The sequence below is a fragment of the Paraburkholderia sp. J11-2 genome (genome assembly GCF_905220185.1).
GTDB lineage: Bacteria > Pseudomonadota > Gammaproteobacteria > Burkholderiales > Burkholderiaceae > Paraburkholderia.
In genome coordinates, this window is sequence record NZ_CAJMYY010000011.1 from 86,074 (window position 1) to 97,687 (window position 11,614).

The window sequence follows — 11,614 nt, forward strand, 5'->3', positions numbered from 1 at the left end:
GTAATAAACTCGCTTTATATTTCAAACGACTCAAAAATCAGGTCGATATGCAATCAGGTTATAAGGGTTATCTATGAACCTGCACCAGTTCCGTTTCGTCCGCGAGGCCGTCCGCCAGAACTTCAACCTCACGGAAGCGGCCAAGGCACTGTATACGAGCCAGCCGGGCGTCTCGAAGGCGATCATCGAGCTGGAGGACGAGCTTGGGGTCGAAATCTTTACACGCCATGGCAAACGCGTGCGCTCGCTCACGGAGCCGGGCCGGATCATCCTCGCCTCGGTGGAGCGCATTCTGCAGGAAGTGGAAAGCTTGAAGCGCGTCGGCAAGGACTATGCCGCACAGGACCAGGGCAACCTGACCATCGCCGCCACGCACACGCAGGCGCGCTACTCGCTGCCGGCCGCCATCGCCGAATTCAAGCGGCGCTTCCCTAAGGTGCACCTTTCGATCCTGCAGGGCAGCCCCACACAGGTCGCGGAAATGGTGCTCCATGACCAGGCCGATCTCTGCATCGCGACCGAGGCCATCTCGGGCTACAAGGAACTGGTGTCGCTGCCCTGCTTCACCTGGCACCACGTGGCGGTGATGCTGCCCGACCACCCGCTGCTCGAGCGCAAGCCGCTCTCGCTCGACGATCTGGCCCAATATCCGCTGATCACCTATGACAACGCGTTCGCCGGGCGCACCAAGATCAACGACGCGTTTCGCCTGCGCGGCCTCTCGCCCGACATCGTGCTGGAGGCCATCGACGCCGACGTGATCAAGACCTATGTCGAGCTGGGTCTGGGCGTGGGGATCATGGCCGACATCGCCTTCAATGCCGAGCGCGACCGGCACCTGCGCGCGGTGCCCGTAGGTCACCTGTTCGGCAGCAACGTCACGCGCGTGGCGCTCAAGCAGGGCGCTTACCTGCGCAGCTATGTGTATACGCTCGTCGAACTGCTTTCGCCGAGCCTGAACCGCAAGCTGATCGAGCAGGCGCTCAAGGGCGAGCACGAGACTTACGAGCTGTAGCGGCCCGTTGCAGGATCGGTGCCGGAAGAAAGATCAGACAAAATCCGCAATACAACAACATCACTTCTCGCCTGGAGATTCAACGGATGAAGCCGCGCTTTACTTTCGTGCAGTCCCTGCGCCCGCTCGTCGTGGCCGCCGCCCTTGCTGCCGCCGCCTGCGCGTCTGTCGCGCATGCCGACATCAAGGTCGGTATCGACCTCTCGAGCACGGGTCCGGCAGCCGCCATCGGCATCACGAGCAAGAACGCCATGCTGATGTGGCCCGACACGATCGCGGGACAGAAGGCCGACTACATCGTGCTCGACGACGGCTCCGACCCGGGCGCCGCCGTGCGCAACATCCACAAGCTCATCAACGAAGATCACGTGGACGTGATCGTCGGGCCGAACATCACACCGGCGGCGCTCGCGGCGCTCGACCCGGTGGCGCAAAGCAAGACGCCGATGATTACGCTGGTCGGCTCGGGCTCGGTGGTCGAACCGCAGCAGGGCGCGCGCGTGTGGGCGTTCAAGATGGCGCAGACCGACGCCGCCATGGCCGACGTCATGACGCGCTACATGGCCGCGCACGGCGTGAAGACGGTGGGCTTCATCGGCTTTGCCGACAGCTACGGCGACAGCTGGCTCAATGAATTCACGAAGTACGCGAAGGAACGCAACATCCAGATCGTGGCGACCGAGCGCTACAACCGCACCGACGCGAGCGTGACGGGCCAGATCCTCAAGCTGATGGCGGCCAAACCCGACGCGATGCTGATTGCCGGCGCAGGCACGCCGACCGTGCTGCCGCAACGCACGCTGATCGAGCGCGGCTACAAGGGGCCGATTTACCAGACGCACGGCATCGCCACGCCTGAATTCATCAAGCTTGGCGGCAAGGACGTGGAAGGCACCCTGTTCCCGACCCAGCCCGTGGTGGTGGCGCGCACGCTGCCCGCCGACCAGCCGGCGCAGAAGGCGGCGCTCGCCTTCGTCGATGCCTACGAGGCGAAGTACGGCCCGGGCACGGTCACGCAGTTCGCGGGTGACGCGGCAGGGGTGTATCCGCGCTTGCAGGACGCCGTTGCGCGCGCGCTCAAGACCGCGCAGCCGGGCACGGAAGCGTTCCGCGTGGCATTGCGCAGCGAACTGGAGCACGCGCACGAAGTGGTCGTGCCCAATGGCATGGTCAACACGAGCCCGACGGACCACGTGGGCCTCGACCAGCGCGCGAGCGTGATGGGCACGGTACGCGGCGGCAAGTTCGTGTATCTGAGCCAATAAGTTGCGCGAGCGGCGGCGCCCTGCCGCCGCTCAGTCGACTGCGTCCGGCCAGCGGCGCGCGCTGTGCAGGACGCGCAATATCGTGAGCGCTTCGTTCTCGTACCGGTAGGCAAGCACGAACGGCGTTGACTCGACCACCAGCTCCCGCGTGCCGCTCACGCGGCCGACCCGGCCAAGGTTGGGGAAAAGTCGTAACCGTCGGACGGACGCCGAAATCCGCTCGTCCCACACGACAGCCCGGCGCGGGTTGCTAGTCACGGTGAAGTTGAATGCGGCCTCGCGGTCGGCCAGCGCGAGCAGCGACCAGCCTACCCTCAACTTTTCGCCTGGCGCTTGCGCGCACGCTCAGGCTCGCCGGCCACCGCCGCGCGCCGCTTCGCGAAGTGCGCCTCCACCGCTTCGTCCGCCACCGCCGGCCGCGGGTCCTCCAGCGCCTCGCGCACTTTGGCCCGGAACCACGCGTCGTGCGCCACCGGATCGACGGCGAAATCGAACGGCAACGCGCCCTCGTTCGCAATACGCGTGAGCAGAATGCGTACGGCGTCCGATACCGTGAGCCCCATGTTGTCGAGCACTTCGGCCGCGCGCTGTTTGAGCGCGTGATCGATGCGAACCTGTACCAATGCGTTTGCGTTCATCGACTCACTCCCTGGTTTGGCCGTTAGCCTTGAGGCCGGCCTCGTCGAATACGCAGTGTAATTCAATTGAATGACATTAGACATGCTCTACCTTTGAAGCGGGTTAAACATGTCGCAAGTTTCGTTGCCTGGCCCTGCGCGCTCAATTCATCCGAATGGCCAATCACGGCCGCACGATGCTGCACCACGCGCCGCCAGCCTTATTGCTCGCCAGCACGGCCTCGATGAAGCGCAACCCTTCCACGCCGTCGTCGACCGTGGTCAGCAGCCGGCTCTCGGGCGGCGCCGCAACGCCCGCCTCGCGCGCGCGGATCTGCGCGGCGGCGTCGCGATAGAGCTGCGCGAACGCCTCCAGATAGCCTTCCGGATGCCCCGGCGGCACACGCGTGGCGTGCAGCGCGGCGGCCCCCGTCACGCGGCCGCGCGTGAGGCGCTGCGCCTCGCCGCCCTGGGGCGTGAACCACAGCACGTTGGGCTCCTCCTGATCGAACGCGAGGCCCGCCTTCGTGCCATACACGCGCAGCCGCAACGCGTTTTCCGCACCACTCGCCACCTGGCTCGCCCACAACATGCCGCGCGCGCCGTTGGCATAGCGCAGCATGGCCTGAACGTGATCGTCCACGCGGCGGCCCGGCACGAAGGTATGCACTTCGGCAGCAAGTGATTCCGGCACGAGCGCGCTCACGAACGCCGCCAGCTGATACGCATGCGTGCCGATGTCGCCCAGACACCCCGCCGGCCCCGCCAGCGCCGGATCGGTGCGCCACGCCGCCTGGCGGTTCGCGCCGCCGCGCTCGACAGGGTTGGCGAGCCAGTCCTGCGCGTATTCGACCTGCACGATGCGCACATCGCCAATCTCGCCCGCCTCCACCAGCTCACGTGCGTGCCGCGCGAGCGGATAGCCCGAATACGTATGCGTGAGCGCGAACACGAGATTCGCGTCGCGCGCGTGCCGCGCAAGCGCTTCGCCCTCGGCGAGCGAGACCGCGAGCGGCTTGTCGCAGATCACGTGAATGCCCGCATCCATGAACGCATGCGCGACCGGCGCGTGCAGATGGTTCGGCGTGACGATGGCCACCGCGTCGATGCCATCCTCGCGCCCGGCTTCCACGCTCGCCATCTCGCGCCAGTGGTCATAGCTGCGCGCGAGACCGAGCGCCTCGGCGCTCGACTGCGCGCGCGCCGGATCGGACGACAGCGCGCCCGCTACAAGCTCCCAGCAATCGTCGAGACGGGCCGCGATGCGATGCACCGCGCCGATAAACGCGCCCTCGCCGCCGCCGACCATGCCGAGCCTGAGTCTTCGTGTCATTGCCTGGCTCCCGTGAGAAACGCGTTCAGAGGCCCAGCACGCCCTTCACCTGCGCCGCATCGACGCCGCTGCCCGCGAAGTCGTCGAACGCATGCTCGGCCACGCGGATGATGTGCCGTTTGATGAATTCGGCGCCCTCGCGCGCGCCGTCGTGGGGATGCTTGAGCGCGCACTCCCATTCGAGCACGGCCCAGCCCGGATAGCCGTACTGCGTGAGCTTCGAGAAGATCGCGCCGAAGTCGATCTGCCCGTCGCCGAGCGAGCGAAAGCGCCCCGCACGCTCGACCCATCCGCTGTAGCCGCCGTACACCCCTTGCTTGCCCGTGGGGCGGAATTCGGCGTCCTTCACGTGAAAGGCCTTGATGCGCGCGTGATAGAGGTCGATGAACGCGAGGTAATCGAGCTGCTGCAGCACGAAGTGGCTCGGGTCGTAGAGGATGTTCGCGCGCGGATGATCGTCCATGGCCGCCAGAAAGCGCTCGAACGTCACGCCGTCGTGCAGGTCCTCGCCCGGATGCAGTTCGTAGCAGACGTCCACGCCCGCCGCGTCGAACGCATCGAGGATCGGCCGCCAGCGGCGCGCGAGTTCGTCGAAGGCGGTTTCGACGAGACCCGCCGGCCGCTGCGGCCACGGATAGAAGTACGGCCACGCCAGCGCGCCCGAAAACGTCACGTGCGCGCTGAGCCCCAGATTCTTCGAGGCGCGCGCGGCCAGCATCAACTGCTCGATGGCCCACGCCGTGCGCGCCTCGCGATTGCCCCGCACCTGCGGCGGCGCGAAGCCGTCGAACAGCGTGTCGTAGGCGGGATGCACGGCCACGAGCTGTCCCTGCAGATGCGTGGAAAGCTCGGTGATCGCCACGCCCGCGTCGTCGGCCTGCTGGCGCAGGTCGTCGCAGTACGCGGTGCTCGACGCCGCCTGCGCGAGATCGACGAGGCGCGCATCCGTGGGCACCTGGATGCCCTTGTAGCCGAGCTGGGCCGCCCAGCCGGCCATGTGCGCGAAGCTGTCGAACGGCGCGTCGTCGCCGAGAAACTGCGCGAGGAATATGGCCGGGCCTTTGATCGTCTTCATCGCAAGCCCCGTCCTTAGAACGGCGAATCGGGAAAGTAGAACTGCTTCGCGTTTTCCTTGGTGATCAGCACGGAAGGGATGATCGTCGTAGGCGGCAGCGACTTGCCCTGCAAGCGCGCTTCGGCCGTGAGCTTGATCGCGTCGTAGATGAACTTCGGCGAATACGACACGTCGGCCTTGATGAGCGGATCGCCGTCCATCACGCGCTTGACCATCTCCTTCGATCCCGCGCCGCCGAACACGATCTTGATGTCGTTGCGCTTGGCCTGGTCGATGGCCTTGAGCACGCCCACGGCCATGTCGTCGTCGGCGGCCCAGACGGCGTCGATGTGCTTGAAGCGCGTGAGGTAGTCCTGCATCGTGCGGAACGCGTCGTCGCGGTTCCAGTTCGCGTACTTCGCGTCGAGGATCTTGATGTCCGGATAGTTCTTCAGAACCGACGTGAACGCGGTCCAGCGCTCGTTGTCGAGCGTGGTGGGGATGCCGCGCAGCGCGACGATATCGCCCTTGCCGCCCAGTTGCTTGGCGAGATATTCGGCGGGGATCTTGCCGAACGCCGTGTTGTCGCCGGCGACATAAGCGTCCTGCGCGCTCGTGTCGGTCAAACCGCGATCGACCACCGTCACGTACACGCCCTGCTTCTTCACCTGTGCCGCCGGCTGCGTGAGCGAAGCCGATTCATACGGGAAGATCACGAGTGCGTTGATCTTGTTGACGGTCACGAGGTCCTGCAACTGGTTCGCCTGATCGGGTGCGTTCGCCGCCGTCTTGACGATGACCTTGAGGTCCGGGTGCGCCTTCTCCAGATCCTTCTTCGCCTGATTCGCCCACCAGACGATGCCGCCCGTGAAGCCGTGGTCGGCGGTGGGAATGGCCACGCCCAGCGTGACCTTGTCGTCAGCGCGCGCCGCGCCCGCACCGACCGTCGCCGCCACGCCGAGCGCCAGCGCGCCCGCACACATCGTTCGAATCATCTTCTTCATGATGCCGTCTCCTTTTCGTGCGGGCCCACGCCCGTTCTTGCGTTGAGTTTTCGCTGCCTCCTTCGACTTCCCGACTGCCTTGCCAGATCTGCTTCGCCATCCTTATCGTCTGCCGCGCTGCAGGAAGGCCACGGCGATGATCGCCACGCCCTGCACCGCCGCATTCAGATACACGCTGATGATGCTCGTGAGATTGAGAATATTGGCGATGACCGAGAGCAGCACCGCGCCGACCACGGTGCCCGCAACGCGCCCTTCGCCACCCTTGAGCGCGGTACCGCCCACCACCACGGCGGCGATCGCCTCCAGCTCCCACAGCAAGCCTGTCGTCGGCGTGGCGGAGCCGAGGCGCGGCACATAGAGCACGGTCGCCACGCCCACGCACACGCCCAGCAGCACGTAGGTTGCGCACTTCACGCGATCGACGCGGATCGCGGCATAGCGCGCGACCTGCTCGTTCGAGCCGATCGCCTGCACGTGCCGCCCGAACGCGGTGCGGTTCAGAATGAGCGCGCCGCCCGCTGCCGTGAGCGCGAACACCCACACGGGCACCGGAATGCCGAAGAGGCTCGCGTAATACACCGGGCCGTACAGATCGACGAGATTGTTCTGCAGCGTGAGCGCGCCGCCGTCGGCGAGCCACGTGAGCACCGAGCGGAAGATGCCGAGCGTGCCGAGCGTCACGATGAACGGCTCGATGCGCCCGCGCGTGATCAGCAAACCATGCGCGAGCCCGAACACCGCGCCGAGCACGAGCGCAATCGCAATGCCGATCGCGACGATGGCCAAAGGGGCAAACGCATGGTCGCTCGCGGCCAGCGTATTCATGACCCAGATCATCACGCCCGCGATGAGCGCGGCCATCGACCCGACCGAAAGATCGATGCCGCCCGAAATGATCACGAACGTCATGCCCACGGAAATGATGCCGATGAACGAGGTGCGCGTGAGCACGTTGAGCAGGTTGCCGGCGGTGGCGAAATCGCGGTTCAGCAGGGTGCCGAGCACGCACAGCAGGATCAGGCCGATGAGCGGCCCGACGCCCGCGAGCCGATGCACGAAACGCGCTGCGGCCGAGCGCGCGCCACGGCCTTCGGACGGTGCATCAGTGGGTGCCGGTTGCATGAGCGATCAGCTCCTCTTCGTTCAGATGTTCGCGCCCGAGCGTGGCGACGAGCCGGCCCGCGCGCATCACGGCCACGCGGTGCGCCAGGCCGATCAGCTCGACCAGTTCGGACGAGATCACGACGACCGCGCGCCCCGAGGCCGCGAGCCGCTGGATCAGGAAATAGATGTCGCGCTTCGCGCCCACGTCCACGCCGCGCGTGGGCTCGTCGAGCACGATCACGCGCGGGTCGGGCTGCAGGAACTTGGCGAGCGCGAGCTTCTGCTGGTTGCCGCCCGAGAGCATGCGCGCGCGGCTGTCGAGGTCGCCGGTGCGGATGCCGAATTCGCGCACCGCTTTTTCCAGCGCGCGGCGGGCCGCCTTGAGGTCGAGCAGCGGATGGCCGTAGCGCTCGAGCGTCATGAGCGTGAGGTTGTCCTGCAGCGTGAGGTTCATGTGCAGGCCGCGTCCTTTTCTGTCTTCGCTCAGGTACGTGAGGCCGTGGCGCATCGCGTCGCGCGGGTGGCGCAGCGTCACGGCGCGGCCGTCGATCTCGATCTCGCCCGCGTGCCGGTGGCGCAAGCCCACGATCGCCTCGAACGCCTCGCTGCGCCCCGCGCCCACGAGCCCCGCGAAGCCGAGAATCTCGCCCGCGCGCACCTCGAAGGAGAGATCCTCGACCCAGCCCGGCACGGCGAGATTCGTCACGCGCAGCGCGACAGGCGCATCCGCGCTCGCTGCGCTTTTCTCAGGAAACATGTCGGAGACGTCGCGGCCCACCATAAGGTTCGCCATCTGCTGGCGCGCGAGCCCCGCCGTCGCGCTCGCGGCCACGAAGCGCCCGTCGCGCATCACGACCACGTCGTCGGTGATGCGCTCCACTTCGTCGAGCTTGTGCGAGATGTAGACGAGCGTCGTGCCGGCGGCGCGCAGCTTCGTCATCAGCGCGAAAAGCCCTGCGGTTTCGGCGGGCGTGAGCGTGGCCGTGGGCTCGTCCATGATGAGCAGGCGCGCGTGGCGCGAGAGCGCCTTGGCGATCTCCACGAGCTGCTTTTCGGCGACGATCAGCTCGCGCACCTTCACGCCCGGGTCGCGCGCGAGCCCCACCTGCGCGAGCAGTTCGCGCGCCTCGCGGCGCATGGCGGCGTCGTCCACGAGCCAGCCTTTGCGCTTTTCGTGGCCGAGGAAGATGTTCTGCGCGATCGTCAGGTGCTCGGCGAGGTTGAACTCCTGGTGGATCAGCACGATGCCGGCGGCCTCGGCTTCGCGCGAGCCTTCGAAGCGGCGCGGCACGCCGTCCACCAGCATCTCGCCCGCACTCGCTTCTTCGTAGCCGGCGAGGATCTTCATGAGCGTGGACTTGCCCGCGCCGTTCTCGCCCAGCAGCCCGTGAATGCGACCCGGCGCAAGCTCGAAGCTCACACCGTGCAGCACGCGCACGGGACCGAAGTCCTTGCGGATGTCGTTGAACTTCACGGCGACGCTCATGCGCGTGCACTCCTCCAGTGGCCTTGTCTGCGGGTTTTGGCTGACGGCTCGCGCCGTCAGCCTCTGCTCCGCTGGTCTCCCCTGCTATGTGTTCACTGACGTCTGCCGACTTCACCCGCTCTCGCGCACCACCAGCCTGTGCGGCAGCAGCACGCCCGGCACGCTCGCGCGCGGGTCGGCGAAACGCCGCAGCAACAGCCGCGCGGCCGTCTCGCCCAGCTCCCGCATGGGCTGCGCGATCGTCGTGAGCGGCGGATCGATCTGCGCGGCAAGCGCGATATCGTCGAAGCCGACCACGGCGACGTCTTGCGGCACGCGCCGCCCCGCGCCGCGCAAGCCGTTGAGCACCCCCACCGCGAGCGTGTCCGACACCGCGAAAATCGCGTCGGGCGCCTCGCCTGCGGGCAACTGCATGAGCGCGGCGGCGGCCTGCGCGCCCGCGTCGTAGTCGAGGCAGTTCACGTTCACGCGCCAGGCGTCGCGCACTGCGATGCCCGCTTCGCCGAGCGCATCGCGCCAGCCGTCGCGGCGTTGCTGCGCGTACAGATAGTGCTCGTCGGAGTTGATCAGCGCGACACGCCGCCGCCCCCGCGCGATCAGATGCCGCACGGCGTCGTGTGCGGCCCGGTAGTTGTCGATGCCCACATACGGCACGCCCACGTCCGGATCGAACTCGCAGCAGGCCACCCACGGCAACGCCGTCGATTCCGCCGCAAGCGCGTGCTGGACGGTGGCCGGGTCGAGGCAGATCGCCCCGTCCGCGCGGTGGCGGCGCAGCAGGTCGAAGTAGCTGCGCTCGCGGCCGGCGTCGGCGCCCGTGTCGCACAGCAGCAGGAAAAAGCCGTGCTGGCGCGCCACGCTGTCGATGCCGCGCACGATCTCCGCATAAAACGGGTTGCCGAAGTCGGGCACCATCGTCAGCAGCAGGCGGCTTTCGGCGGTGCGCAGGTTGCGCGCGAGTTCGTTCACGCGATAGCCGCTCGTCTCGATTTCGGCGAGCACGCGCTCGCGCGTCGCGGCGCGCACGTTCGCGTGGCCGTTGAGCACGCGCGAGACCGTCGCGACCGAGACGCCCGCGCGCTGCGCCACCGCCGCGATCGAGCCGCCGCGCGCGGCGGTGGCGGCGCTGGCGGCGCTGGCGTCTTCGTGTTGCGCTTGCGGCGATCGGGACGAGCGAGCGGGCATGGGCGAGAAGCGATCGTGACCGGTTCGGAACGGCGCGGCGGCGCAGGCGCGGGGCCTTCGGGCGCGGCCGGATGTAATCGATTACATTTTTGGTACGAGAACCGCAAAATCGCAAGGCTCACGAAGCCAGGACAAACACCGATCCGTTAGCGCCCCCGCAACGCCCGCCCGCTGCCGGTGGCGCGGCCGGGCCGGAAGCCGGTTTGCTACAATTCTCCGATTGCCCGACGCCTTTTTTGCCGGGCTTTGATACGAACCGATCCCGACCACAACGCCGAGTCACCATGAACATCGAACAAGCGCGTTTCAACATGATCGAACAGCAGATTCGCACCTGGGAAGTGCTCGACCAGGACGTGCTGAACCTGCTCGCGATCGTCAAGCGTGAGCATTTCGTCCCCGAGGCCTATACCGCCCTCGCGTTCGCCGACCTCGAACTGCCGCTGCCGAACGGCCAGCACATGCTGGCGCCGCGCGTCGAAGCGCGCGTGCTGCAGGAGCTCGCGGTGAAGAAGCACGAGAGCGTGCTGGAAATCGGTGCGGGCTCCGGCTACATGGCGGCGCTGCTCGCGCACCGCGCGCAGAAGGTGCTGACCGTGGAAATCGATACGGAACTCGCCGAATTCGCACGCGCGAACTTCGTCAAGAACGGCGTGCTGAACGCCGAAGTCGTGGTCGGCGACGGCGCGCGCGGCTGGGCCGCGAATGCGCCGTATGACGTGATCTGCGTCTCCGGCGGCCTGCCGGTCGTGCCGCAGGAGTTGCTCGAGCAGCTCAAGGTGGGCGGGCGTCTCGCCGCTTTCGTGGGCGGCGCGCCGGTCATGGAAGCGCAGATCATCACGCGCATCGACGAGAAGCAGTTCCGCATTGCGGGCGTATTCGAGACGTATGTCGAAGCGCTGCAGAACGCCGTGCATCCGCCGCGCTTCAAGTTCTGAGCGCAGCCAACCCGTTGTATCGCCGGGTGTCTTTCATGGTTGCCCGGCCTTTTACCCGATCGAGTCTTCCATGCAGAATCTGACCGCCCCCGCCCTCGCCGAATGGCTTGCCGACACCACCCGCGAGGCCCCCGTGCTGCTCGACGTGCGCGAGCCGTGGGAAATCGAAACGGCAAAGATCGCCGGCAGCATGTCGATCCCCATGCGCGAGATCCCCGCGCGCAGCGAGGAACTGGACGACGAGGCGCAGATCGTCTGCATTTGTCACCACGGCGCGCGCAGCGCCCAGGTGGCGATGTTCCTCGAATCGCGTGGCCACACGAAGGTGTTCAACCTGCAAGGCGGCATCGACGCCTGGTCGCGTCAGGTCGACCCCAAGGTGCCAACGTACTAAGCCGGCGCACGCCAGCTTTGACGAAAGGGCGCGGCTTAGGCCGCGCCCTTTGTCATTTCTGGGCCGCTCGCCCAGTTCCCACTCCGTTCCCGCACAGTTCCCCCTCCGTTCCATCGCAGTCCACCTCGCGCAGCACCAGCGTTGCGCTCATGCACAACGATGCAGCGTGCCTGGCGATCCCGGTCGGCCCGCTTCATGCAGGCGCGCACTGACACG

The 11,614-nt window shown here is 66.9% G+C and carries 12 protein-coding genes; 4 read left to right on the forward strand and 8 right to left on the reverse strand.

All coding sequences use genetic code 11. The features are described 5' to 3' along the window. The first annotated feature begins 73 nt into the window (after positions 1-73). Together U5A57_RS17195 and U5A57_RS17200 are read left to right on the forward strand one after the other, a co-directional pair. Positions 74-1,015: a CysB family HTH-type transcriptional regulator gene (locus U5A57_RS17195; RefSeq protein WP_321912771.1), complete on the forward strand. Its 942-nt coding sequence runs from the start codon at positions 74-76 to the stop codon at positions 1,013-1,015. A gap of 86 nt (positions 1,016-1,101) precedes the next feature. Further along, positions 1,102-2,280 (forward strand): ABC transporter substrate-binding protein, encoded by a 1,179-nt coding sequence (locus U5A57_RS17200; RefSeq protein ID WP_321912772.1) that lies wholly within the window; start codon positions 1,102-1,104, stop codon positions 2,278-2,280. A gap of 30 nt (positions 2,281-2,310) precedes the next feature. Here the strand turns inward: U5A57_RS17200 and U5A57_RS17205 are convergent, their stop codons facing one another. From U5A57_RS17205 to U5A57_RS17240, 8 genes are all read right to left on the reverse strand, one after another. Next, positions 2,311-2,598 carry a type II toxin-antitoxin system RelE/ParE family toxin gene (locus U5A57_RS17205; protein WP_321912774.1) on the reverse strand — a complete coding sequence of 96 codons (288 nt, stop codon included), beginning with the start codon at positions 2,596-2,598 and terminating at the stop codon, positions 2,311-2,313. Then, entirely contained in the window at positions 2,595-2,918 is a 324-nt protein-coding gene (locus U5A57_RS17210; RefSeq protein ID WP_321912776.1) for a type II toxin-antitoxin system RelB/DinJ family antitoxin, read from the reverse strand. The genes U5A57_RS17205 and U5A57_RS17210 overlap by 4 nt, the downstream gene beginning before the upstream one ends. Positions 2,919-3,081: 163 nt before the next feature. Then, complete coding sequence (locus U5A57_RS17215; protein ID WP_321912777.1) at positions 3,082-4,230, reverse strand: Gfo/Idh/MocA family oxidoreductase; 1,149 nt, start codon at positions 4,228-4,230, stop codon at positions 3,082-3,084. Positions 4,231-4,255: 25 nt separating this feature from the next. After that, a complete protein-coding gene (locus U5A57_RS17220; RefSeq protein ID WP_321912778.1) occupies positions 4,256-5,305 on the reverse strand; it encodes a sugar phosphate isomerase/epimerase family protein in 1,050 nt (349 codons plus the stop codon). A 14-nt stretch (positions 5,306-5,319) separates the two neighbouring features. Then, positions 5,320-6,288: a substrate-binding domain-containing protein gene (locus U5A57_RS17225; RefSeq protein ID WP_321912781.1), complete on the reverse strand. Its 969-nt coding sequence runs from the start codon at positions 6,286-6,288 to the stop codon at positions 5,320-5,322. A gap of 102 nt (positions 6,289-6,390) precedes the next feature. Further along, a complete protein-coding gene (locus tag U5A57_RS17230; RefSeq protein ID WP_321912782.1) occupies positions 6,391-7,413 on the reverse strand; it encodes an ABC transporter permease in 1,023 nt (340 codons plus the stop codon). After that, positions 7,394-8,881: a sugar ABC transporter ATP-binding protein gene (locus U5A57_RS17235; protein ID WP_321912784.1), complete on the reverse strand. Its 1,488-nt coding sequence runs from the start codon at positions 8,879-8,881 to the stop codon at positions 7,394-7,396. The genes U5A57_RS17230 and U5A57_RS17235 overlap by 20 nt, the downstream gene beginning before the upstream one ends. A gap of 111 nt (positions 8,882-8,992) precedes the next feature. Continuing rightward, a complete protein-coding gene (locus tag U5A57_RS17240) occupies positions 8,993-10,066 on the reverse strand; it encodes a LacI family DNA-binding transcriptional regulator (RefSeq protein WP_321912786.1) in 1,074 nt (357 codons plus the stop codon). A 284-nt stretch (positions 10,067-10,350) separates the two neighbouring features. Here U5A57_RS17240 and U5A57_RS17245 point away from each other — a divergent pair, with 284 nt between their 5' ends. Together U5A57_RS17245 and U5A57_RS17250 are read left to right on the forward strand one after the other, a co-directional pair. Beyond that, on the forward strand, positions 10,351-11,004 hold the full coding sequence (locus U5A57_RS17245) for a protein-L-isoaspartate O-methyltransferase (protein ID WP_321912788.1): 654 nt from the start codon (positions 10,351-10,353) through the stop codon (positions 11,002-11,004). Positions 11,005-11,074: 70 nt separating this feature from the next. Then, positions 11,075-11,398, forward strand: a complete 324-nt coding sequence (locus U5A57_RS17250) for a rhodanese-like domain-containing protein (RefSeq protein WP_321912790.1) — start codon at positions 11,075-11,077, stop codon at positions 11,396-11,398. Positions 11,399-11,614 lie beyond the last annotated feature (216 nt).